The sequence below is a fragment of the Novosphingobium sp. P6W genome (genome assembly GCF_000876675.2).
Taxonomy (GTDB): domain Bacteria; phylum Pseudomonadota; class Alphaproteobacteria; order Sphingomonadales; family Sphingomonadaceae; genus Novosphingobium.
Genome location: NZ_CP030353.1, coordinates 1799491 through 1824934 on the forward strand (window position 1 = coordinate 1799491; position 25444 = coordinate 1824934).

Consider the following 25444-nt stretch of genomic DNA (forward strand, 5'->3'; position numbering starts at 1 on the left):
CATTCGCAGCACTGTCGGAAATGCGCCGGATCAGTCCAGCATGGTCGCCCGCAGCTTGGCGATGTCCTGATCGGTGAAGCCCAGCGCCTGCTTCAGGTAGCCTTCCGAGCCGCCGTATTGCTGGTCGATGTAGGCGAAGAACTGCACGAGGTGTGATGCGCCGGTCGGTGTGAACAGCGGTTCGGCCTTGTGCGGCTTGTCCTTGCCGTCCTTGAAATAGTACTGGACGATGAAGTTGTTGGGATAATCCTTGGGATCTACCTTGGGCATCTCCCACTCCGTGCGGCGCAGCGCGGTGGAGAGGTGATAGTCCTTGACGATGGTGTCGCGGTCCACGCCCAATACATCGTAGAGCAGCCCGGTAGCCATGCCGGTGCGGTCCTGCCCGGCGGAACAGTGGTAAACCACCGCGCCTTCGTTGGCGATCAGGCGGCGAAAGATGGACCGGAACTGGGGGACCAGCATCTTCTCCATGCCCTTGTAGACGTTCTCGCCGTCACCCTTGCCGTACTGCGCCATGAGCGGCTTCATCGAATAATCGTTGGCGATGAACAATGCGCCGGTGCGGTCGTCAAGCAGGTCGGGTGCCACTTCCCGTTCTTCCAGCGAGCGCAGGTCGACGATGTTGCCGATGCCAAGCTGGCCCAGCAGCTTATAGTCCGCCTCGGTCAGCAGCGGCATCGCGCCGGAACGGAAAGCCTTGTCCCACTTCACGGTCTTGCCGCTTTTGGTGACATAGCCGCCGATATCACGAAAGTTACTGCCCTGCTGAAGCGGCAGTACGCGCTCGGCGACGACGGTGCGATGCGCGCCCTTGCCTTCGAGGATGACGTAGCGGCGCTCCGTCACCGGGATCGGCAGTGTGAGCTTGCCGTCCTTGCTGGCGGCGGCAAAGCGCGTGTCGCCCTTGTCGAGCTGGGTATCGGCGCTGATCCATACCGTGACGGGCGCGGTATCCTCGCGGGTCAGTTCGACGGTCTTGTCGTCGATCCGGGTCAGCACGGCGAGTTCCCGTGCCGAGGCCGGTGAGGCCCCGAGCACGAGGGCGGCGGCGATGAGCGCGTTGCAGGTGGTCTTTTTCATTTTCAGGTCCTCCCAATCAGTAGCTGAAGCGGACGCCGAACAGGTAGCGCGCACCGATCTGCTCGACTTCCGTCGGGGTTGCGGTGGTGCCCTGGTAGGCGATGTATTTTTCGTTCGTCAGGTTGGCCAGGTCGGCGAAAAGGGTGAAGTTCTCGGTCAGCGCATAGCGTAGCGAAACGTCGACATTCTCGTAGCCCTTGCGGTATTCGCCGCTGCCCAGGCCGCCCAGCGTATCCAGCCAGTCCGAACGCCACTGGTAGCTGACCCGAGCCGAAACGCCGTACTTCTCATAGAAGACCGAGGCATTGGCGATGGTGTCCGACATGCCCTGGAAGGCGATGTTGTTCTCGGTCGGGGTGTCGAACTGGCCGTCGAGCAGGGTCAGGTTACCCTGGAAGCCCAAGCCGTCCAGCGCGCCGGGCAGGAAGTCGAATTGCTTGAGCACGTTGAACTCGACGCCGTAGAGCTTGCCGCTCTTGCCGTTGTAGGTGCCCGAGAGCAGGTAGTTCGAACGGTCGATGCCGCCGAAGTTGTAGAAGTCGGAACCGACCGCAGCCTGCGTCTGGTACAGCACATTGTCGACCCAGCGGCTGAAGCCGGCGACCGAAATCATGCCGTTGCCGGGCAGGTAGTATTCGATGCTGGCATCCGCACCCCAGGTGTATTCCGGCTTGAGGAAGGGGTTACCGCCGCCGACCGTGCCGGGGTTGTTGCTGTCGTTGATCGAGGCGCCGACGCGGATCGCGCCGTAAGCTGGGCGGGATACGCCGCGCTGGCCGGCAAGGCGCAGAACGAGATTGTCGGTCGCGTCGAACTTCAGGTTGAGGCTGGGGAAGAAGTCGGTCTTGCTGGTGCGGCGATCAAGCCCGGTATATGCGCCGCCGGCCAGCACCGAGCCGGAATTGCCCAGCACGTAATTCTCGACGCGCACGCCGCCTACTGCCGTCAGCTTGCCGGTTTCGACCCGCGCCATGGCGTAGCCGGCCAGCGTCTGTTCGCGCTGGAAATAGCGGTCGGTGGCCGGCACATCGAGGTCCGGATTGTAACGGCCCGCGCTTTGCAGGCGCCCCAACAGGCTGTCGATGTCGCGGCGCATCGCGACGTTGTCTACGTAGTTGAGCTGGACGCCGAGCGGGAAACCGGTGTCCCAGGCCTTGTCGGTGACGTAGCTGTTGACGTTAAACGGCTGGCCCACGGCGGCCCCATTGGCGAGCATTGCCATGTTCGAGATCGACAGCGCGTTGCCGCTGATGTCACGGTCTACATAAAGGCCGCCGGCGGACAGGGTGAGGTCGCCCATCTGCTTCGAGAGGTCCAGCTTGACGGTGTAGCTGTCGGAAATCGTCTTCTGGCGGCCGAGCAGGACGTAGGCGCCGGCGTTGTTAAGGCTGGCTTGGTTGAAGGTGCCCGCGACGTCGACGATGGGAAAGCGCGGATCGCTGTTGTCATACGTCAGATTGAGGTTGTTAGCGCCGCTGGTCGAGGCCTGAACGAGCGGCAGAAACGTGCTGTTCTCGGTGCGGGCATAGTTGAACTTGAACGAGGAATTGAAGCCGTCGTCGCCCTCGTAATCGCCGCCGATGGTGGCGATGTAGTTGCGGTTGCGGTATTCGCCGAAATTGAAGCTGCCGCGCAGCGGCACGCTGGTCAGGGTGCCGCTGTCCTGCGTGCGGGTGCCGCCAGTCGCGCGGTCGAGGCGGAATTCATACTGGTTGCGCTGCTCGTTGTCGTTGAATTCCGAGAAGATCGCCTTGGCGTAGATGCGCTTGCCTGCTTCCGGCTGATATTCCACGCCGGCGAAAAGGCCGTTGTTCCAGCGCTCGATTTCATACTGGCGAACGTCGAACTCGGTCGGCCCGTTGGCGTCGTAGGCGCCCACTTCGCGGTTGTCGGTCAACTGCTTGCGGCGGTAGTGCGAACCGCCGACGACGAACCCGAAAGTGTCGTTCGACCACGAAAGGCGCAGCGAGCCCTGGCGCTGTTCGCCCTTGCCCAGGTCCATGAAGCCGTAACCCGCATCGCCCGAGACGTGCAGGCCCTTCTGCTCCATCGGCGAATAGGTCTTAAGGTCGATCGTGGCGACGACCGCGTCGGCCTGGAGGTTCGAGGTGAGCGACTTGTTGACCACCATCTGCGAGAGCAGCACGGCCGGGATCGCGTCGAAGCGGAAAGCGCGGGTATCACCGCCTTCGTCGACGCCGACCATGGGCACGCCGTCGATGCTCACCGAGGTCCAGCGGTTCGGTGCGCCGCGCACTTGGATGTAACGCTCCTGGCCCTGATCGCGCTGCACAGCGACGGCCGGCAGGCGCGAAAGCGCGGCGGCGGCGTTCTGGTCCGGGAAGCGGCCCACCGCGTCGGAAGCGGCGATGTCGGACAGGTTGTCGGCGCGGCGCTTGGCCGAAATCGAATCCTGCTGGGCCGAGACGATGGACCCGGTGACGACGATATCTTCGCCAATGTTCTCTTCCTCGTCGGCATGGGCGACGGCGGTATTGGCGAAGGCGGCGGCGAAAACGCCTGCAAGCGCGGTAGAGCGCAGGAAAGTGGACATATGCAACTTCACGATGATTTCCCCCGATTGGATGAGGGGCCGCTAGAACGATTGTATGTAGCTATGGTGACACTATGGGGGGATTCGAATATGGGCAAGAGGCGCGCAGTATTGCTCGATTGTATCGCGGTGGTCTGGTAGGCCTTGCGGAGTGATCGGGTACGCCGCCATTCATGAAATCTCGGGAAAGCGTAATGCCTTCGTCATATGATCGACTTGTCGCCACAGTTCAGGGGCAGTGGGAGGAACAGGGTGGAGCGGCGATTTCGGCCCGCCGGATCAGCGTTGCGGCCGGCGTTCCGGTTTCTTCCATCTATCATCACTTTGAATCTCTGGAACACTTGTTGGTAGCGGCGCAGCAGGCGCAGCTGGTCCGGGCGAGGGCCTGGTGCAAGGGAATGCTGGCCCAGGCCGAGGGGCTGCCGGGCTGTCCTGAGGCATTCGCTGGCTTCTTCGCCGAAGCGATCGACGACTGGGCGATCCGTCAGCGCGACCTTGCGTTCGCCTGGCGTGAATGCCGGCTGCTGGCCGGGGACAACACCCTGTTCGATGCGGCCGGCCGTGAGTGGGATCAGCTTTGGGCCGAATTCTGGCAGGAGGCGAGCGAGCGATTCGCTTTGGGTCAGTGCGCCGGAATCGCGGACCGCATGTTCGAGAACGAGAGCTTCCTGCATATGCTCCGTTGGCGCCGGCTGGTCGATCGTGCCGGGCTGGACGAGATGGCGCGCACGCTGGGCGCGCTGTTTTGCCGCAAGCCGTTGCCGCCCACGCCCTGGCGCGAATTTGCGCGTGAGGAGGCGATCCGCTCCATGCCCACGCTGCCTCAGCGCGATCCCATGGCGGCGCAGATCGTCACGGCAGCGGCTGAATTGATCGGGACCAGCGGCGTTGCCAGCCTGACCCACCGCATGGTTGCCGAGCGTGCCGGGCTGACGCTGGGCATGGTCTCACACAAGTTCAAGACCAAGTCGGTGCTGATGGAAGCGGCGTTCGAGGGGCTTTATAGCGCCAATCTTGAACGGATGCAGGCGGGCCCCGGCGGGGCGGCGATCTACGGTGCGCAGGACGTGGTAAGCGGTATCGTCCACCTGCTGCGCACCGGCGCCAGCGCGCGCGGGAGCAACGAGCTGTTCGTTGCGGTCGCGCGCGATGCCTCGCTGCGCCAGTTCGGCCTCCAGCTGCGCTACCTGCGAGGGCGCACGTCGCGCAGCATGTTACAAGGGCTGCTAGGGCCGGATAGACCCGTGGGAATTGTGGAAGCGGCGCTGTTCTCGGGCTTCACGGCCTCGCTCATCAGGAGCTTCGCCGATGCGGGGGCGAAACTGCCCGAGGATGCAATTCGCGGTGAGTTGGAGTCCGTGATCGCCTTGCTGGAGGGCTGAACCGGACGCGGTGCCGTCAGGGAATCCAGCGGGGCCGGGTTTTCGCGGTCACTTCTTGAACCGGGCGGTCGAGGTTGGCGCCGTGTTTCGGGTCCTTCGCCGTATCGGAGTCTACGAAACCGTAGAAGATACCGCGCGAAAGCGAGGCGCCGCGCTGTTCGACATCGCCGATCACTTGCGCTGTGCCGGACAGGACGATGCCTTTTTCGTACTCGCCGATGGCCAGCATCGAGGTGCGCGCGGCGGCGTTGTCTCGCAGGACGGTGTCACCGCGCAGGACGGTCAGGCCCGCCGCTACGGCATTGTCCTGTACTTGCGCCCGGTCGAGAACGACGGCGTGATCTTCGATCCGCGCGTTGCCGGTGACCGTGCCCGAGATCACCCGCGCATAGGGGCCGACATAGGCGCTGGCTGCCACCTGCGCGTTCGGCCCGACCCAGCCGCCGCCGTTCGCGTGGCGGTGGCCGCCGGGGATCGCTGCGGGCGCGCCGGGCTGGTAGCGTTCCGGCATGGCGCCCTCGAACTGGGCCATCCACGCGTAGCGGTAGATCGAGTACCAGGGCTGGTCCCAGCGGATCTGCTGCATCTGCGACGGCGCGGCCATGACCATCAGGAATAGCCCGGTGTCGCCCGGCTTGACGTCGATCGAGGCTTCGGCTTTGGCCCCGCGTTGCAACGGGGCATAGCGGCTCGTCCCGTCCGCGCCCACGGCCACGAGGCCCCAGCGCCAGTCCGATGACGGCGGCGGGATCGTGGCAGGTTCGTCGGCGAGGCCGGGCAGGGAGGCGGCAGCGCTGGCTTGCTGCACCATGCCCCGGAACGTCACGGTCACTCGGCTGCTGCCCGCGTCGGGGTACAGCTTGACCATGTTGTAACCCCAGCGCTGCGGCGCCCACATGTCTGGCACGGCGAAGCGGCGATTGGCCAGGTCTATGGGGTCCAGCACCGTGGCGGAGAGGATGCCGGCGTCGGTGGTCTGGTCGTAAGTGCCGTAGTTCTTGCGGAAGACACCGCCTTGGTCCGAGCCGTCGGGGTTGGTGTAATCCCAGTTGGCATTGTGCAGCGCCCAGTCGCCGAAGGCGTCGTTGAGCTGCGACTGATCCCAGCCCATGTTCTGCTTCAGGACGCTGATCGGATCGGCGGTCAGATGCGCGGGGTCGCTGGTGCCGGGGGCCTTGCGCCAGATGTCGTTGATCGCCTCGAAACCGTGCTTGTCCTTGATGTATTCCAGGAACTGCCAGTTGCAGTAGCGCGATCGCGTCGAGCCGTAATAGAGGTGCGGGTACTGCTTGAGCAGGACCGAGCAATGGGTGTTCTCGCGAAATTCCGGCAGCTGGACGGTCATCCAGTTGGCATGGCTTTCGAACAGCCAGCCGGTAAAGGGCGAGTCCATCAAGTGTCCGGTCGCGGCTTGCAGGGCGTGGGTCAGTTCATGCGCCAGCCCGAAGCGGTCCCTTAGCGCGCCCGGGCCGATCCACATGCCCATGTGACCGAGTTGGTCGGTGCCGCCGGTCAGCCCGTAATCGACGCCGATGTAGGCATTCACCTTGAACTTCGTGGCCGAGCCGCAGTGCGGTTCGGGGAAGTGCAGGGTTCCGATGAAATAGTCCCACACGTATTCGAGGTGTTTCACCGCGCCTTGTGCATCGCCTTGGGTGACGGTGCCCGGTTTCCAGTGCAGCGCGAAGTGGGCGCTCTGCATCTGCAAAGGTAGGGCGGAGTTGACCGCGTCGGATGGGTCGGTGTCCGCCACCCCCCACGGTCCGGCCGTGCAGGCCTGACCGGAAGGGGCGGCGGGGGCCTCAGGCACCGGCGCGGCGATCGCTGCGAGGGGGAGGACGGCGCCGGCAAGGATAAGCGCCAGCGTCGATGCCTGAAGCAGGGTCTTCATGTCAGCGCGGGTTCAGCGTGACGGTGGTGACGCCGCTGCCCAGCGGGATCGCATAACCGCCCCGGTCGGCCGTGCCGGTTTCGGTGGTGTAGGCGCGGGCGCCCTCGGTAGTGGTCTCGAACAGCAGGCGCGCGGTGGGTGCGGTATCGCTGGCGGGGTCGAGGGTGAGCACGACCTTGCCGGTCTTCGTATCGTACTGCGCGCTCTGGATGCGGCCCGCCTCCAGCGTGATCCACAGGCCTGCGGGCGCCACGAACAGGCGGCGGCGGGCGCCGTCCTTCGGGGCGATGCTTACCTGCGAACCCTTGGCCTTGAGGTCTCCGCCAAAGCCCAGCCAGCCCAGCTGCGCATCGTTGACCATGTAGCTGGCCGATGTGATCGCGTGGCCGTAGAAGCCCATGCCATAGTCGCCGGTGATGACGTCCCACTTCATCATGTCGGGCCAGGAATGGAACGCGGCCGAGCCGAAGCCCTCCTGGTCGATGTTGGTCACGCCGCCCATCATGCCGGCGTAAGCGACGCGCAGCAGGTGCAGGTCGGCGGGGTTCTGGCGATAGGCATCGAACAGCGGAACCGCGTTCAGGGCTGAGCCGTAGTGGTGGATCTGCCGCTCGATGCGCGAGACTTTGCCGCCGTAAAGGAAGTCCCAGTAGCGGCGGGCATTGCCGTTGTAGCCCCAACTGGGGATCGTGGGATCATAGCCTAGGATCACTTCGCGGGTCACGTCCGCCTGCGGCTGATAGTTGAAATAGCGCATCCAGGCATAGACTTCGGGCTGGCCGGTGGAATCCCATGCCATCTCGCTGCCGAAGGGGAATTTCAGGGTGCGCCAATGGTCGGCGCGGCCTTTCATCAGGCCTTCCATCTCGGTTGCTTCGGTGGTCAGGCCCTCGCGCTTGAGATCCTTGAGGACGTCGAGGAAGATGTCGCCCTCCATCTGCCCGAACTGCGCATAATAGGGCGCATCGCGCATCATCGCGACCGAGGTGCGATAGGCCCACTCAAGGTAGAACTTCCAGTCGTGCTGCTTGACCAGACCCTGGTTGTCGCGGGCAAGGCGGTAGAGCACCCAATGCCCGATCGCGACGTGGGGGTAGTTGTAGGACCGGCCCAGATCGTCCGAATCCTTCTTCGACCACGCGGTCCAGTTCTTCCAGTTGATATTGGGGTCGTAGTAGTTCGGGAATTCCTTGGGATCGTAATAGAACAAGCTCTTCTTGACCGCGCCAGCCTGAGGGCCGTCGGCGACCTGGAGGTGGCCGATGACGGTCTCGTTGACGAGCCGTTCCAGCTTGGCGACTTCCTCGGCATTCGGATTGTCGAGCTGCTTGATCGCCGCTGCCACCCATGATCCGGCGCCGCCTTCGTCGCTCATGCCCGAAACCCAGACACGGCCGTCCTGCGTGAGGATCTTGTTGTCTTCGCGGTCATACGAGAGGATCGCGGGCGAGCGGTGGAACGGGTCGTCCTTACCCTCGAGCCACTGCCTGGTGGTGGTGAAGTTGCCGATATCGGCCATGACCTGATCGAGCGGCTTGGTGATGTAATAGCTCACCGTCTGCTTCTGGCCATCGGCATAAGTAACGGTCAGGCGCGCCTGGCCCCAGCCGCTGGCCTTCACCTGATAGCGCGCCCAGCCCTTGCCTGCTTTCTCGGCGGCCACGGTCAGCGCGCCGAGCGGGAAAGACTCGATGCTGGCGACCTTGCTCGGCGTCTTGAGGAAGAGGCTGGCGGTCTGGTCGGTGGGGACCACATAGCCAGGAATGCCGACCGCGACGGGGCGCTTGTTGGCGACCAGCGTGTCCTCGATCGCGCGCACGCTGGGGGCGGTCACGAAGCGCAGGCCGATGGTGCGGCTTTCGCCGGGGGCCAGGGTGATGCTGGTCGCCTCGTTCCACTGCTGGCCGGCCTTGGCCCATTCCTTCTCAGCAAAGCCCTTGCTGGCGACGGTCCAGTCGTAGAAACCCTCGGAAACCTGGGTGCGCGGGCTGCGGTCGGTGAAGATATCGTCCTTGGGCGCGGCGCGCTTTTCCAGAACCGGGCGATAGGCTTCGAGCGGGGTGCCCTTTTCAGGCAGCACCAGCAGGGCCGGGCCTTGGCCGTTCAGGCGGGTGACCTGAAGGTAGCCCGCATCACGGCCAATATAGGGGTCGACGAAGCTGGCCTGCGCGTGGGCCTGATCCAGATCGCGGTCGAGGATGATGTTGTCGAACACCATCGGCATGCCAAGGCCGCCAATCTCTACAGCGGCGCTCGACGTGTTCACCAGCGTGAAGCGCATCGCCAGCACGCCTTGATCGTTGACCCAGCGGCGCTCGACGCGCAGCGGCATCGCGCCGCCCATCGACGCGGTGATATCGGCGGCGGCAAGCACGTCGCCGCCCCCCGGCAGCGCAGTGATCTGCCGGCGCGCATGGGCGGAGGAGAAGTCCTGCCAATCAGACCCGGCGGTCTTCAGGCGGATGTGGATGTCGCCGATGTGGACATAGCCATCGCCCGCACGCTCTGCCTCGCGCGATGCGGGTACGAAATCGAAAGCGGCATCGCCGGTGGGGGAAAGGTGGGCGAGCGTCTGGGTGTCGGCGCGCAGGGCGAGGTCGAAGGTCGGCGTCGTCATGCCGGTGGTCTGGATCGGCGGGAACACCGGCTTGGGCTTTTCGGCGCCCTCTTCGGCCTGGGCTGCAGCCATCGGCAGCATGGCCGGAACAGCGGCCAGTATCAGCGCGGCGAAGGGCAGGGGCTTCAGGAGACGTTTCATTTCAGATCCTCGCACGCAAGATGTCACTGAGCCGCGGGGGCGGCAGGCTTGGCCGGGGTAACCGGGCCAAGCGGGGGCGGGGTTTCGCCCAGAAGGTATTGGGTGAAGTAGTCGCGCTGCTTCTTGAAGAAGAACGGCTGGTTCACCCGGTGAGTAGTATTGGGCAGAACGACGAGATCGACATCGCGCCCGGCATCCATCAGCGCCTTGGCAAGGCGGAAGCTCTCGGTCACGGGCACGTTGTCGTCGATATCGCCGTGGATCAGCAGCAGGTGGCCCTTGAGCTGGCCCGCCACCGACATGTTGGAATTCCGCTCCCAGGTCGCTTCGTCCGGGTTGCCCATCGAGACTTCGGGCCACCAGGTCTTGTCCAGCCTCAGGTCGTGGTTGCCCGAGGACGATACGCCGACCTTGAAGAAGTCCGGCCGCCGCAGCACGAAGCGCGCGGTGTCATAGCCGCCCGCAGAACCGCCGAACACGCCGACGCGGTTCACGTCCATATAGGGATACTTCGCGGCCATCTGGCGGATCAGGGCGATGTGATCGTCAAGGCCCACTTCGCCAAGATTCTGGAAAGCGGGAAGGCGAAAAGCCTGTCCGCGCCGCGATGTGCCGGTGCCGTCGATCATGACCACGATGGCGCCGATCTGGGCAAGGCTGTTGCCGCTCACGCGCCGGGCGTCGGACCAGGTGGCGGGCACGTCGGTGGTCGTCGGGCCGGTGTAGACATTGTCTATGACTGGATAGGCGCGCTTTGGGTCGAAGTTCGCGGGGCGCAGGATCAGGCCGTAGATCGGCGTCTTTCCGTCGGCTGCCACGCCCTTGAACGGTTCGGGCGCCGTGAAGCCCCTGGCCATCAGGCGGCTGTCATCGGCCTTCGCCAGCTCCTTGACGATCCTGCCGGTCCGGCCATCGCGCAGCACCGCACGGGTTGGCGATGTGGGGCTGGACATCTGATCGACGATCCACTTGCCATCGGGCGATACCTTGGCGTCGTGGTCGAGCGGCTCGGGCGTCAGCTCGGTCAGGGCGCCGCCTTTGGCCGGCACGCGGTACAGGGCCCGCCAGTAAGGGTTGCGCTGCGCCTCGCGGCCTACGCCGGTCACCACGAGCGCGGACTTGTCCTCGTCCACATGATCGACGCTGAGGACTTCCCACGCGCCCTGCGTCAGCGCGGTGCCGCCGTCCGGCGCATCGGGGCTGACGAGGTACAATTGCGCCCAGCCGGTCCGCTCGGAGATCGACAGTTCGCCGCCAAGCTCGGGTGAAGGCATCATCATGCTGGAGGTCACCGTGACCACCGGCTTGACCGCCTCATGCGCGACTATGCGGGCAGCGCCGGTTGCCGGATCGGCAGTGTAGACGGCCTGCTGCTTGTAGCCGCGCTCGGTCCAGAGCATCCGGGGCTGGCCGTCGACCCAGCCTATATCGGGCGCGGCCGGATACAGCAGGGATTCCGCCGGCATCTGGATCGGCACCAGCTTCGCCTTGCGCGCCTTCATCGCCGCGCGCATGTCGATGACGAAGCGGGTAGCTTGCGGCAATTTCTCCGCCCCTGCCAGCGGATAGACATAGGAGAAGCTGCGCGGGTAGAAGCTGCCCGGCGGGTTCTGCTGGGTGATCGAAAGCTTTTTGACCTCGCGCGTGTCGAGCCGCCAGCTGAGCAGGTAGCGACCATCGGGCGACCACTGGGCGGAAACCGGCATGGCCGGTTCCTCGGTGCCTTCACGCAGGATGTCGGAAAGTTCGGGGATTGAGCGGCCATAGGGCTGCTCGCGCGTGCCGTCGGTAGTCAGCGGCACTTCCCGTCCGCTGTCGATATCGACCGCTATCAGGTTGAAATCACGCGCGACGATCTTGGTCTTGCCATCGGGAGAAATCAGATCGTATTCGCGGTGTTCGGCTTCCTCGATCTGCACGGCCTTGCCGGCGGCGTCGACGCTCCACAGGGCGCCCTCAAAGGCTTTGAACTTCACCTCGTCCTTGGCCGGATCGTAATCGACCTCGGTGATCCGCGCCTCGTCGATCGTCACGGCCTTGCCCTTTGCGGCGGACAGCGCGGCGGTGAGTTCGGCGGTCGTCGTCACTTGCCGCGTCTGGCGCGTGGCGAGGTCGAGCAACTGGTAGCGTTGGTCGAGCCGGTTGCCGGTGCGATAGAACAGCCCGCCCTCGACGAAGCGCGGGGCGATGTCGGCATCGTCGATAAGGTCGCCAAGCGCATTGCCGAGGAAGGCATCGGCCGCAGCATAGCGCTGGGCAATGCTAGGCTGCGCAGGCGCGGCCACAGTGCGTGCGGTCGCGGCGTGAGCGGCGGGTGCCATTGCCATGCCGGTGCCAAGACTGGCCCACGCGAAGGCGAAGAGGCTGACGGAACGGGACATGCGGGAAAGTGGTGCGCTCACAGCTGACGGCCCGTCGATTATTTCAGGGGAACGCCTTTGTCATGACCGCGGCTTGTGAAAGCGTCAAGGAAAATATACGATATATGATCTGCGCTTTTCGAGTTCCGTCACGCCATATGCGTGTTACAGAACCGGACGGATGAAGAAAGAGAGCACGATGGCCGATTTGGGATTGGGCGAAGCGATCGAAGGGCTCCCGCTGCCGAGTGGCCGGTTGCACCATGTCGTCGCCCAGCGGCTGGCGACCCAGATCGTCAGCGGCGACACGCCTTGCGGGCATGTCTTTCCGGCCGAGGTCGAACATGCCGAAATGCTCGGCGTCTCCCGCTCGGTGTTGCGCGAGGCATTTCGCGTGCTCACGGCCAAGGGCCTGGTCAGCAGCCGGCCGAAGGCGGGCACGCGGATCAACGAGCGGCGAAAGTGGAACCTGCTCGATCCGGATGTGCTGGGCTGGCAGATCCAGTGCGGCGCCAGCGATGAATTCCTGCGTGACCTGTTCGAGCTGCGTATGGTGGTAGAGCCGCAGGCTGCCGAGATGGCCGCGATGCGCCGCGACGAAGGGCAGTTGGTCGACATGGCCAATGCGCTGGATGCGATGGAGCGCTTCACGCTTTCCACCCCCAAGGGCCGCGCTGCGGATATCCGGTTCCACGAACTGGTGATGGAGGCGACGCGCAACGAGATGCTGTTGGCGCTGTCCAACTCGATCTCCACTGCCATCGCCTCGACCACGGCGATCAAGCAGAGCCGCCACGGATCGCCCCGCGATGCGATGCCGGAGCACCAAGCCCTCTACACCCAGATCGCCGACCGCAACCCACGGCAGGCGCGCAAGGCGATGATTACGCTGATCGAGCTGGCGCATTCGGACACAAAGATCGCCCTCAAGCGGTGAACTGCCCTGCACCCAAGCGGGGTTGACTTCGTCCGTCCGGCTTCTATCAATAACGTATACGATATTCGATAGGAGTTTTGAGGGCATGAAGGCCAGTCGGCGCGAATGGATGGCGGGTGTTGCGGCACTGGCGCTTTGCTCTGTTCCCTTGAAGGGTTTTGCCGCGATCGTCGCGCCCAAGGTGCCGCTCAAGGCGAAGCCCCTGCCGCTGACCGACGTGCGCCTGCGCCCCTCGGCTTTTGCGACAGCGGTGGAAGTCAATATCGACTACCTGATGTCCCTCAGCCCTGACCGCTTCCTGCACAATTTCCGCAAATATGCCGGACTGGAGCCAAAGGCGCCGATCTATGGCGGCTGGGAATCTGACACCATCGCCGGCCACACCCTTGGCCACTACATGACGGCGCTGGTGCTGGGCTGGCAGCAGACCGGCAATCCGGAATGCCGCCGCCGGGCGGATTACATCGTCGAGGAACTGGCCCTGTGCCAGTCCAGGCGGAGCGATGGCTACATCGGCGCGCTGGGCCGCAAGACCAAGGACGGCACGATCGTCGATGGCGAGGCGATCTTCCCCGAAGTCATGCGCGGCGAGATCAAGTCCGGCGGGTTCGACCTCAACGGCTCGTGGTCGCCCCTCTACACGGTGCACAAGTATTTCGCCGGCTTGCTCGATGTTCACGCAGCCTGGGGCAATGCCAGGGCGCTCGAAGTGGTGATCGGCCTTGGCGGGTACTTCGAGAAGGTCTTCGCCGCGCTCGACGACAAGCAGATGCAGGAACTGCTGGGCTGCGAATACGGCGGCCTGAACGAGAGCTATGCCGAACTCTACGCCCGCACCGGCGATCTGCGCTGGCTGAAAGTCGCCGAAAGCATCTTCGACCGCCGCGTTCTGGCTCCGCTGGAAGCGCAGGAGGACAAGCTCTCCAATTTCCACGCCAATACCCAGGTGCCCAAGCTGATCGGCCTTGGCCGCATTCACGAACTGACCGGCAAGGAAGCGCCGGGCAAAGCTGCACGCTTCTTCTGGGAGCGCGTGACCGGGCATCACAGCTACGTGATCGGCGGCAATGCCGACCGCGAATACTTCTTCGAGCCGGACACGGTGGCCCTGCATCTCACGGAATCGACCTGCGAGCACTGCAACACTTACAACATGCTCAAGCTGACGCGTCAGCTTTACGGCTGGCAGCCCGACGGCGCCCTGTTCGACTATTACGAACGCGCGCATCTCAACCACGTCCTATCCGCGCAGAACCCGGCGACGGGCGGCTTCACCTACATGACGCCGATGATGAGCGGCGCCGCGCGCGGGTATTCGCAGCCGAATGAGGATTCGTTCTGGTGCTGCGTCGGCTCGGGCATGGAAAGCCATGCCAAGCACGGAGATTCCATATACTGGGAGGGTGACGATACCTTGTTCGTCAACCTCTACATCCCCTCCAGCGTGCAGTGGCAGGCCAAGGGCGTCGCCGCGACGATCGACACGGAATATCCGTTCAAGTCCGATATCCGCTTCACCCTCGATGCGGTGAAGCAGGGCAAGTTCGCGCTGGCACTGCGCATTCCGGCATGGTCGGGCGGCAAGGCGGCGATCACCGTCAACGGCGCGCCGGTGCCTTCCACGCCGACCAACGGCTATGCCTTCATCGAGCGCCGGTGGAAGAAGGGCGATGTCGTCGCGCTGCACCTGCCGCTGGACCTGCGTCTGGAATCCGCACCCGGTGCGCAGGATGTGGTGGCCGTCGTGCGCGGCCCGCTGGTCCTCGCCGCCGACCTTGGCCCTTCCGAAACGGAGTGGACGGGCGCCGAGCCGGCAATGGTCGGCGACAGCCCGCTTGCCGCTTTCGCGCCGATGGTTTCCGATCGCCCGCGCTTTCAGACCACGGGCATCATTCGTCCGGGCAACCTGACCTTCGTGCCGTTCTACAGCCAGTACGACCGGCGCAGCGCGGTATACTTCAAGCGGTTCACCGAGGCTGGGTGGAAGACCGAGGAAGCCGCCTTCCTCGCCGAACAGGCCCGCCAGAAGGACCTTGCGGCACGCTCCATCGACTTCATGCACCTGGGCGAAATGCAGCCTGAGCGTGACCACGCCCTGACATCGGAACTGTCGTACCCCGCATCGTACCGGGGCCGTAATGGCCGCGACGCTCGCTCGGGCGGGTTCTTCGAGTTCACGATGAAGGTGAAGCCCGGCCCGTTGCTGCTTCAGGCCAGTTACTGGGGCGATGAACGGTCGCGCGTCTTCGATATCCTTGTCGACAACGTGAAGGTCGCCACACAGCGCCTCGAAAACGATCGTCCGGGCAAGTTCTTCGACGTCGACTACCCGCTGCCCGAGGCTCTGACCAAGGGCAAGAGCAGCGTGAAAGTGCGCTTCGTGCCTGCCGATCGCAGTTCGGCCGGTCCGGTCTTCGGCGTGCGCCTGTTCACCGCGAAATGAGCATGGCAGGCGACGTTGCCCTGACGTTGGCCGAGGCCGACGAACTGGCGCGCACCGTGCTGGAGGCATGGGGGCTGGCGCCGGACCATGCCGCCGCCGTGGCTGAAACGATGGTCTCGGGCGAGCGTGACGGCTGCACCTCGCATGGGCTGTATCGGCTGCTGGTGGCGGCGAACTCGGTCGAGCGCGGGGTCGTGGTGCCCGATGCGGTGCCGCAAGTCAGCGAGCCGGCGGCCGCGCTTGTGCGCGTTGACGGGAAGGGCGGCTTTGCGCAGTTGCCCTTCCGGCAGGGCATGCCGCTGCTGGTCGAGAAAGCGCGCCAATACGGCATCGCCGCCATGGCGCTGAACAACGTGGTCCACTTTGCCGCGCTCTGGCCCGAGGTCGAGGCTCTGGCGGAGCAGGGGCTGGTCGTGCTGGCCTTTACGCCCAGCCACGCGTGGGTCGCGCCTGAGGGCGGCACTGTGCCGGTGTTCGGCACCAACCCGATCGCTTTCGGCTGGCCGCGCCCCGGACGCGCGCCTTTCGTGTTCGATTTTGCTACCAGCGCGGTCGCGCGCGGGGAGATCGAGCTGCACCGCCGCGCGGGCAAGTCGATCCCGCTCGACTGGGGCTATGACGCGGACGGCAATCCTTCCGCCGATGCGAAGGCGGTGCTGGACGGCGCGATGCGCACGTTCGGCGCGCACAAGGGATCGGCGCTGGCGGCGATGGTCGAACTGGTCGCCGGGCCGCTGATAGGCGACATGACGAGCGCGGAATCGCTTGCCGCCGACGAGGGACGCGGCGGATCACCGTTGGGCGGCGAACTGATCGTCGCGATCGACCCCGCCGGATTCCTCGGTACTGGGCTGGACGCGCACCTGAGCCGGGCCGAAGCGATGTTCGCAGCGATCGAGGGGCAGGGCGCACGCCTTCCCGGGTCGCGCCGCCTCGTCGCCCGCGCGCGATCCGAGGTAGAGGGGCTGCGGATACCCGCGAAGCTCCATCAGGATATTATCGAGGTTCTCGAAAGGGGAAATGACGTGAACAAAACGGTTGCCCGCGCGATGTTGCTGGCCGGCGCTGCCCTTGCCGGCACGCCCACCGTGACCGCCGCTGCCCCCGCCGCGCAGGTCGCGGAGCAGGCCAGGGAAACCGGCGCGGACAAGGCGTTCGAGGCGACTTACACCGCCGAATACGAATGGCGCCAGAAGCAGGTTGGCCCTTGCGAGGATACCCCCAAGAATAGCAAGATCGTTCTCCCGGACCTCAGCTCGAAAGCGCAGGCCGAACGCCTCGCGTGCTGGGAAAAGGTCGAGAAACAGCTTGGTGCGATCCGGCAGGATCGGCTCTCCTCCGAAAACCGGGTCAACTTCGCCGTCTACAAGGGGCAGGTCGATGCGCTGCTGGCATCGCAGCGCTATCGTGATTTCGAAAAGCCGTTCAACGCCGACACCAGCTTCTGGGGCGATCTGGGCGACTGGGCGCGTAATCCTCTGAAGGACAAGGCAGCGGCCGACGACTACCTCGAAATGCTGCGCGAAATCCCGCGCTATTACGACCAGCAGATCGAGAACATGCGCGCCGGTCTCGCCCGTGGTTTCTCCGCGCCGCACGTCACGCTGGCCGGGCGCGACAAGGGTATCGAACTTGTGGCGCAGGCAAAGACGCCCGACGCCTCGCCCTTCTACGAGCCGTTCAAGGCGCTGCCCTCCACCATCCCCGCTGCCGAGCAGGAAAAGCTGCGCAGCGAAGCACGCAAGCTGATTACGCAGGGCGTCGTCCCCGCGCACGTCAAGCTGCTGGCCTTCATGCGCGGCGAGTACGAAACGGGCGCGCGCAGGACCCTCGCCGCTTATGCTTTGCCTGACGGCGAGGCCTACTACCGCTCGAAGATCCGCGAATTCGTGACGCTCGACAAAAGCCCCGAGGACATCCACCAGATCGGCCTGTCCGAGATGGCCCGCATCCGCACACAGATGGCCGAAGTGATGCAGGAGGTGGAGTTCAAGGGCGACCTCAAGGCCTTCCTGCACTTCCTGCGCACCGATCCGCAGTTCTATCCCACGACGCCGAACGAGCTGCTTTACCGCGCCGCGTGGATCGCCAAGACTTTCGACGGCAAGGCCTCGCAGTTCTTCGGGCGGATGCCGCGCAGCCGCTTCGCGATCAAGCCGGTGCCTGACGATATTGCGCCATTCTACACCGGCGGGCGCGGCGGTCCGGGCATCTATCTGGTCAATACCTATGACCTGCCTTCACGCCCGTTCTACTCGCAGATCGCGCTGACCCTGCACGAAAGCGCGCCGGGCCACGCCATGCAGATGCCGCTGGCGGCAGAGAACGCGGACCTTCCGGCCTTCCGCCGCGACAGCTACCTGCCCGCTTACGGCGAGGGCTGGGCGCTCTACTGCGAAGCGCTGGGCGAAGACATGGGCATGTACGAAACGCCTTACGACCGCTTCGGAATGCTGAGCTATCAGGCCTGGCGCGCCTCGCGCCTTGTGGTCGACACCGGCATTCACGCGATGGGCTGGTCGCGTGAGCAGGCCCAGGGCTATCTACGCGATAACACGGCCCTGTCCGACCACGAGATCGAGACCGAAGTCGATCGCTACATCTCCTGGCCGGGTCAGGCCTTGTCCTACTATATGGGCCAGCTGGCCTTCGTCGACGCGCGCCGCAAGGCCGAGAAGGCGCTGGGGCCGAAGTTCAACATCCGCGCCTTCCACGATGCCGTGCTCGAACTGGGCGGAGTGCCGCTGCCGGTTCTCGATACCCGCGTCGACCAGCTTATCAAGGATGGCGGCAAAGGACCGTACCCCGATGAGGAATGAACCGATGATGCGCGTCCTCGCCGCCGTGCTGGCGACCACTGCGCTGGCCGCTCCGGCGGCGGCGCAGGCGGCGCGGGAACTCACGATACCGGGCAATCCGATCCTTGCGGATGGCGATTATTACTCGACCGACCCGGCACCTTTCGTGGCGGATGGGCAGCTATGGATACTCGCGGGCCGCGATCAGGCGCCGCCGGACGTCAACGACTTCATCATGGGCGAATGGCAGATCCTGAAGACGGCCGATCCCGCCTCGGGCAAGTGGATGCACTATCCCGCCATAGCCAAGCCGGAGAACGTCTTCGCGTGGGCCGAGGAAGCGCGTGCCTATGCTGGCCAGATCATCCAGGGGCCGGACAAACGCTATTACCTCTATGCCCCGGTGCTGGAGAAGAGCAGCGACGCACAGGACCGCTTTGCGATCGGCGTGGCCGTGTCGGACAATCCGGTCGGCCCTTGGCGCGATGCCCATCCGGCGGGCCCGATCATTTCGCAGCGGGTGCCGGTCAGCAACAATATCCAGAACATCGATCCCACCGTGCTTATCGACGATGACGGCAAGGTCTATATTTACTGGGGCACCTTCGGCCAGTTGCGCGCCATGGAGCTGGCGCGTGACATGATTACGCCCAAAGGCCCGGAGCAGAAGATCGAGGGGTTGGAAGGCTTCTTCGAAGCGCCGTGGATCATGAAGCGCAAGGGCACCTATTACATGCTCTACGCCGGCAACAAGGCTGGCCCCACGTCCGACTGCACTCCGGCGGTCTATCACGCCTGCATCGCCTATGGCAGCGCGCCCACGCCGATGGGGCCGTGGACCTATCGCGGCGTGGCGCTGAAGCCGGTGTCGTCGACCACGTCGCACCCCGGCGCGGTGGAGTTCAACGGCCAGTGGTACATGGCCTATCATACCGCCGACGCGGCAGGCGGCGGTCACTTCCGGCGCAGCGTCGCGCTGGATAAAATGGAGTGGGACGACAGCGTCAGCCCCGCGCGCATCCGCACCGTGGTGCCGACCCTGCGCCCGCAGCCAGCACCCATGCCCAGCCGCAACATCGCCCGCTCGGCCTGGGCTACCGTCTCGAACGATCCGGTGCCGGTGCAGTTCTGGATCAAATCGCTGAACGACGGGATCACCAAATCCGCGCCCCTGCCGCCCGATATGTGGGGCAGCTGGACGGTGAACAACCCGCCGCGCCAGTGGATCGAGTACCGCTGGGACAAGCCGGTGACGCTCAACGGATCGCGCATCTGGTTCTGGAACGACCAGCCTGCCGGCTCGGGTCTCGGCGTCGCCCCGCCTGCCGCCTGGCACCTTGAGTATTGGCAAAATGGCTGGAAGCCGGTGCGCGGCGCCAGCGGTTACAGCGTCGCCGCCGGGGCCTATCAGGACGTGTCGTTCCACGCCATCACCACCCGCTGCCTGCGCGCGGTGATGGACGCATCGACGGACGGCAAGACTCACGCCGCGCTTGCGGTACAGGAATGGGAAGCGCTGGCGCCGCAATCAGCGCCGATCAGCGTACGTGGAGCCAAGGTCGCGCCCCCACCCTGCAAATAAGCGCGGGAGAGGCGCTGAAACTACAAGCCTGAACGGGGCGCGGGTGACGAACCTGCGCCCCGAAGTGGTTGTCTTTCCGGATATATCTTCATTCAGACATTTGTCGGACATAAAATTCACCAAACCGCCACAATCGGCTTGACTCGGTTTAGATATCATAGGAAGTATACGATATAAGTTTAAGGTGTCAGATCAAAGGCGCCGGGGTATTCAAACAGGGGGTTTGTGATGACATCTTTAAAAGCCTTGAAGCTTTCGACGGCGCTCTCTTCCATCATGATAATCGCCATTGGCGCGCCTGCCATGGCACAGACGGCCGATGTCGACGTTGAAGAAGCGTCCCGTGCCGATATCGTCGTCACCGGCGTGCGGGGCAGCGTCGAGGCTGCTGTCACCAAGAAGAAGAACTCCAAGCAGATCGTCGATTCGATCGTGGCCGAAGATGTCGGAAAATTGCCCGACAATAACGTTCCCGAAGCGCTTGCCCGCGTGACTGGCGTGCAGATCGACCGCGCGCGCGGCCAAGGGCAGGACGTTACGATCCGCGGCCTCTCCGGCGTGCAGACCACCGTCAATGGCAACAACACTAACCTCGGTGACGGCCGCTCGCTTAACCTGTCGGACATCCCTGCTGAATTGCTGAAGCAGGTCGATGTCTACAAGACGCGCTCCGCCGACCAGGTGGAAGGCAGCATCGCCGGCTCCGTGAACGTCGAACTGCGCCGTCCGTTCGACATGAAAAAGGGCTGGACGATCGCAGGCAGTGCACGCGGAGCCTATGATGACATCTCCGAGAAGGTCAGCCCCTACGGCAGCCTCTTGGTCGCCAACCGCTTCGAAACCGGGATCGGCGAGATCGGCTTCCTCATCAACGCGTCGATGACCAAGACGAACTACCGCGAGAACTTTATCGAGAGCGAATCTCCGTTCCTGGTAACGCGGACCGGCGGCAGCCAGCTGGTGATCCCCTACCGCGCCCAGTACGGCCTTGAGCAGGGCAGCGTGAAGCGCCCCTCGATCAACGGCGTGCTGCAATGGCGCGCCAGCGACAAACTCGATTTTGTGCTGGAAGGAAGCTACCTTGGCTCGCGCGAGAAGCGTTCGGTCGAGCGTCTCTACGTGCAGGACATGCAGGTAGTGCCGAATTACAGCGACCTCGTGTTCATGCCTGATGGCAAGACGGTGAAGTCCGTGACCCTGACCAACCCGAATGGCCTGAATGCGGGCATCGACAGCCTTTACAATACGATCCACTCTAACCTGTATACTACGAACCTCGAAGCGCATTGGCACTCGGACCGGGTCCAGATCAATGCAGCCGCGCAGTACAACTGGTCGAACGAGGGAAATTACTTCGTCGAGACCATCCTCAAGCCGGGCCAGATCACCTCGGCCAGCGTCGATTTCGCATCTGATCTCTACAGCAAGGGCGCGCCTTCGATCACCTTCAACGGGGTCGACCTGAACAACCTGTCCTCCTACGGGGTCGAGCGGTTCCAGGACAATCGCGGCGGATCGAAGAACAAGGAGTTCGCCGCCCAGACCGACCTGACTTTGCAAATCAGCGACACCGGCTTCCTGCGTAACCTGCAGGTGGGCGGCCGCTTCAACCAGCGCCGGACCAGCCGTTACTACGGCTATCGCGATGGTTTTCCGCGCGTCGGCGGTGCATTTGCTCCGCTCAGCATGATCCCCGGGTTTGATGATGCATCGATGGTCGGGCCGGACATCGGAGGCGCAACAACGCAGTGGTATCGCATCCCCGGCGCATCGGTCCTCAGCAATATCGACGCGATCCGTGCACTGATCCAGCAGACTGATCCCGGCAACGCCAACAACTTCGCCAGTGTCTATCCGTCGAGCGATCGCGGCCAGACGTTCAGCTCGAACGAGAAGAACTTTGCAGCGTATGCCCAGTTCAATTACGGCTTCGAAATCGGCTCGATCCCGGTCGATGGACTCGCCGGTGTACGCTACACCAACACCTGGGGTACTTCGAACAGCTTCAACTTCCGGCCGGGCACCCCTGCGAACGGCAACCAGCAGATCGTCGAGCAATCGCCTGGTGCGGGCAACTATTACGACCTGCTGCCGACCGTTTCGGCCGTCATTCACTTCACTCCCAAGGCTCAGTTGCGGCTATCGTATTCCACCAACGTCTCGCGGCCCGGTTTCTACGATTCCCGCCCGTTCTATACGGTGGATGTCGGATCCACTTCAGCCGTTGTCTTTGCCGGAAACCCGGCACTGAAGGCCCAGCGCGAGCAGGCGTTCGACGTCAGCGCGGAATACTACTTCGGTCGCGGCGGCCAGGTATCGCTTGCCGGCTATTACAAGAAGGCCACAGGCTTCCTCTACTACAGCCGCGAACAGGTGACCGCGACCGAGATGGCGGCCTACGGCATCAACCTTGCGGACTATGGTTTAAGCACCGGCTATGTCGAACAGCTGCGTAACGCAGGTGACGGCACCTTCATCGGTCTCGAAGGTACGGTGCAGTCGTTCTTCGACTTCCTGCCGGGCATCCTGAAGAACTTCGGTGCCAGCATGAACGCCAGCCACATCTTCAAGGCCCGTATCGAATATCCTTACCCCGAAGATTTTCCCGGCGCATTCGATTCCCCGAACACGTCGAAGTGGACGGCCAATGCCACGCTGTTTTACGATACCCCCAAGTTCAGCGCCCGCGTGGCCTATAACTATCGTTCCTCCTATCGTCTGAGCATTTGGCAGGAGAATCCGGAGTATTCGCCCTATAACGGCAGCACATCCAAGCTGGATGCGGCGGTGAACTACACCCCGGTGCCGTTCATGACGCTCTCGCTTGAGGCTTCGAACATTCTGGGCAACGACGTTTTCCGCTATCACGCCAGCCAGAATCTGCTGCCGCTGGGTGTGCGCACCCTGGCACGCACGCTTCAGGGCAGTGTCCGCTTCCGCTTCTGACCGGAGCGGCGCCTTTGCCAAGATGACCTCGACAGCCGCGCCATTTCGATGGCGCGGCTGTTTTCGTTTCAGCGCGTATTTTCAAGGATCGGAGCTTCTGTCATGACCGGACCATCCCGCTTTCCCGCCAGACTTTCCAACCATGCTATCGCGTTCGGCGGCGTTTTCCTGGCGCTGCTTCTGGGGGCTGCAACTGCGGCGCCCAAGCCCGCAGTTTCGGGCAAATTGTGTGTTTTGCGTTCTGCCTTGGCCGGGCCCACGGTGCGCGACGATGGCTTGCTGTATTTTCGCGGACAGCCTGATGTCCGGCAGTCCTATATCGCCGTCTTCAAGGGCGGTGCCTGCCGCACGCTCAATCCGCTCGCCATCGTCAGCCTGGAAATGGACGGCGACCGCGTTTGCGAAGGTGACAAAGTACGCGCGCTCATGACCGCCACTCAAGTCCCCGGCCCTGCCTGCGTGATCGACCGTTTGCAGCCGTTTTCCGGCGATGTGGATGGGCCATTGCCGCAGAACTGGCCGCGTTGACGATGTGTGCAGGTGCGAAAAAGGCCATTGCCTCACAGTAGATAATATCGTATACGATATCTCAAGTTAACGCATAACAGGATAAAATTCATGGCAATCGGTTGGAAGGGTGTTTTCCCGGCAGTCACCACGCAGCTCCGCGCTGACCTGTCGATCGATATCGCGGACACCCAGCGCGTCGTCGACGATCTGATCCGCGACGGGGTGACCGGCGTGATCGCGCTCGGCACGGTGGGCGAAAACAACTCGCTGGAATATGACGAAAAGGTCCAGGTTCTCTCCGCCATCGTCGAAGTAGTGGACGGCCGCGTGCCGGTTATCACCGGCGTTTCGGAATACGACACGCGCCGCGCGGTGCGGTATGCACAGGCCGCGGAAAAGGCCGGCGCGGACGGCCTGATGCTGCTGCCGCCGATGGTCTACGTGCCCAAGGCGCATGAACTTGTCGCCCACTTCAAGGGCGTTGCCGACCAGACCGGCTTGCCGATCATGCTCTACAACAACCCCCCGGCCTATCGCACCGTGATCGACCAGGAAGTGTTGACGCAGCTGATCGACGTGCCGAACATCGTTGCGGTCAAGGAATCGGCGCCCGATACGCGCCGCTTCACCGATTTCCGCAATGCTTTCGGCGATCGCTATGTGCTGTTCGCAGGTCTCGACGACGTGGCGCTGGAAGGGCTGTACCTCGGCGCGCAGGGCTGGGTTTCGGGCCTCACCAACGCTTTCCCCAAGGAATCGGTGGAACTGGTTGCAGCGTTCGCGCGCGGCGACCATGCCAAGGCCATGGAAATCTATCGCTGGTTCATGCCGCTGCTGCACCTCGATGCCGAGCATGATCTTGTCCAGTCGATCAAGCTGGCAGAGGAAGTCATGGGCCGTGGTTCGGAGCGCGTCCTGCCTCCGCGCTATGTGCTTCAGGGCGAGCGCCGCGCCGAAGTGATCGCGATGGTCGAAAAGGCCGCTGCTACCCGGCCGGATCTTTCCGTCGCAAAGGCAGCCTGAAGGAGCATCGATGCGGCACACATTCTTCTGCATCGACGGCCACACAGCCGGTAACCCCGTCCGCTTGATAGCGGGCGGGGTTCCGCTGTTGAAGGGCGCGTCCATGTCCGAGCGGCGCCAGGATTTCCTGGAGCGTTTCGACTGGATCCGCACCGGCCTGTGCTTCGAACCGCGCGGGCATGACATGATGTCGGGCGGGTTCCTCTATCCGCCCACCGATGCCGCGAACGACATCGGCATCCTGTTCATCGAGACCAGCGGCTGCCTGCCCATGTGCGGCCACGGCACCATCGGCATCGTCACTTTCGGCTTGGAGCACGGGCTGATCCAGCCCGCCACGCCGGGCCGCCTGCGGGTGGAAGTGCCGGCGGGCGTGATCGAGATCGCCTATGAAACCGAGGGGCCGAAGGTTACTTCGGTACGCATCACCAACGTCCCCGCCTATGTCGCCGCGCGGGGTATCGAGGTGGACGTGGAGGGCATTGGCCCGCTCTCGATCGACGTGTCTTACGGCGGCAACTACTATGCCATCGTCGAGCCGCAGGGCGCCTATACCGGTCTTGACGATCTTGGCGCGGCGCGGATCATCGATCTCAGCGGCCGTGTCCGCGAGGCGGTTCGGGCTAAGTTCGAGCCGGTTCACCCGCTCGATCCCACGATCCGCGGTGTCAGCCATGTGCTTTGGGCGGACAAGCCCAAGCATGAAGGCGCCGATGGCCGCAATGCCGTGTTCTACGGCGACAAGGCGATCGACCGCAGCCCTTGCGGCACCGGCACCTCAGCGCGCCTGGCGCATCTGGCGGCGTCTGGCCGGCTGTCTGTAGGGGACAGCTTCGTGCACGAAAGCTACATCTGCAGCCGCTTTATCGGCCGCGTGGAGAAATCGGTGATGCTGGGCGACCAGCCGGCGATCATCCCCTCGATCGAGGGTTCGGCGATCGCTACCGGGTTCAACACCATCTGGATCGACAAGGCCGATACCTTCTGGGAGGGCTTTCAGGTCAAGTGATTTCGCCTGGCCGTACTGGCTTGAGGAGGCGTTAGCGTCACTAGTTGGTGTTTCAACGCTCGCCAAATACCTTGAAACCCGCTCAGCCTGAGCTTGTCGAAGGCCCCCGAGACTGGGCGCCCCATTTCGGGGGCCTTCGACAAGCTCAGGCTGAGCGGGGTTGTGGGG

Annotated in this window: 14 protein-coding genes; 9 read left to right on the forward strand and 5 right to left on the reverse strand. The window is 63.9% G+C overall.

What is annotated here, in order from left to right; all coding sequences use genetic code 11:
• Window positions 1-30: 30 nt before the first annotated feature.
• Together TQ38_RS23960 and TQ38_RS23965 are read right to left on the reverse strand one after the other, a co-directional pair.
• On the reverse strand, window positions 31-1083 hold the full coding sequence (locus tag TQ38_RS23960; protein WP_043970142.1) for a tyrosine-protein phosphatase: 1053 nt from the start codon (window positions 1081-1083) through the stop codon (window positions 31-33).
• A 16-nt stretch (window positions 1084-1099) separates the two neighbouring features.
• Window positions 1100-3637, reverse strand: coding sequence for a TonB-dependent receptor (locus TQ38_RS23965; RefSeq protein WP_043970144.1), 2538 nt, complete (start codon window positions 3635-3637; stop codon window positions 1100-1102).
• A 194-nt stretch (window positions 3638-3831) separates the two neighbouring features.
• Between TQ38_RS23965 and TQ38_RS23970 the strand changes: the two genes are divergently transcribed.
• Complete coding sequence (locus TQ38_RS23970; RefSeq protein ID WP_052505504.1) at window positions 3832-5019, forward strand: TetR family transcriptional regulator; 1188 nt, start codon at window positions 3832-3834, stop codon at window positions 5017-5019.
• 16 nt (window positions 5020-5035) lie between these two features.
• Here the strand turns inward: TQ38_RS23970 and TQ38_RS23975 are convergent, their stop codons facing one another.
• Genes TQ38_RS23975 through TQ38_RS23985 form a run of 3 tightly spaced genes read right to left on the reverse strand, consistent with a single transcriptional unit; the run spans window position 5036 to window position 12070 of the window.
• The gene (locus TQ38_RS23975) at window positions 5036-6910 is read right to left on the reverse strand and encodes an Svx/AvrXca family virulence/avirulence protein (protein ID WP_043970148.1); all 1875 of its coding nucleotides are present in this window, start codon (window positions 6908-6910) and stop codon (window positions 5036-5038) included.
• 1 nt (window position 6911) lies between these two features.
• A complete protein-coding gene (locus TQ38_RS23980) occupies window positions 6912-9668 on the reverse strand; it encodes a DUF5695 domain-containing protein (RefSeq protein WP_043970150.1) in 2757 nt (918 codons plus the stop codon).
• 23 nt (window positions 9669-9691) lie between these two features.
• Window positions 9692-12070, reverse strand: coding sequence for a DPP IV N-terminal domain-containing protein (locus TQ38_RS23985; protein ID WP_205316142.1), 2379 nt, complete (start codon window positions 12068-12070; stop codon window positions 9692-9694).
• 139 nt (window positions 12071-12209) lie between these two features.
• On the opposite strand from TQ38_RS23985, the gene TQ38_RS23990 reads away from it, so the two are divergent.
• From TQ38_RS23990 to TQ38_RS24025, 8 genes are all read left to right on the forward strand, one after another.
• On the forward strand, window positions 12210-12965 hold the full coding sequence (locus TQ38_RS23990; RefSeq protein WP_240198079.1) for a FadR/GntR family transcriptional regulator: 756 nt from the start codon (window positions 12210-12212) through the stop codon (window positions 12963-12965).
• 85 nt (window positions 12966-13050) lie between these two features.
• Window positions 13051-15408, forward strand: coding sequence for a glycoside hydrolase family 127 protein (locus TQ38_RS23995; protein WP_043970155.1), 2358 nt, complete (start codon window positions 13051-13053; stop codon window positions 15406-15408).
• Between the two features lie 2 nt (window positions 15409-15410).
• Window positions 15411-18227, forward strand: coding sequence for a DUF885 family protein (locus tag TQ38_RS31100; protein ID WP_162792361.1), 2817 nt, complete (start codon window positions 15411-15413; stop codon window positions 18225-18227).
• 4 nt (window positions 18228-18231) lie between these two features.
• Entirely contained in the window at window positions 18232-19788 is a 1557-nt protein-coding gene (locus TQ38_RS24005; RefSeq protein WP_240198080.1) for a family 43 glycosylhydrolase, read from the forward strand.
• 303 nt (window positions 19789-20091) lie between these two features.
• Window positions 20092-22734 (forward strand): TonB-dependent receptor, encoded by a 2643-nt coding sequence (locus TQ38_RS24010; RefSeq protein WP_162792362.1) that lies wholly within the window; start codon window positions 20092-20094, stop codon window positions 22732-22734.
• Between the two features lie 102 nt (window positions 22735-22836).
• Window positions 22837-23262 carry a hypothetical protein gene (locus TQ38_RS24015; RefSeq protein ID WP_043970160.1) on the forward strand — a complete coding sequence of 142 codons (426 nt, stop codon included), beginning with the start codon at window positions 22837-22839 and terminating at the stop codon, window positions 23260-23262.
• A gap of 90 nt (window positions 23263-23352) precedes the next feature.
• Window positions 23353-24267 (forward strand): dihydrodipicolinate synthase family protein, encoded by a 915-nt coding sequence (locus tag TQ38_RS24020; RefSeq protein ID WP_043970161.1) that lies wholly within the window; start codon window positions 23353-23355, stop codon window positions 24265-24267.
• A 10-nt stretch (window positions 24268-24277) separates the two neighbouring features.
• The gene (locus TQ38_RS24025; RefSeq protein ID WP_043970162.1) at window positions 24278-25276 is read left to right on the forward strand and encodes a 4-hydroxyproline epimerase; all 999 of its coding nucleotides are present in this window, start codon (window positions 24278-24280) and stop codon (window positions 25274-25276) included.
• Window positions 25277-25444 lie beyond the last annotated feature (168 nt).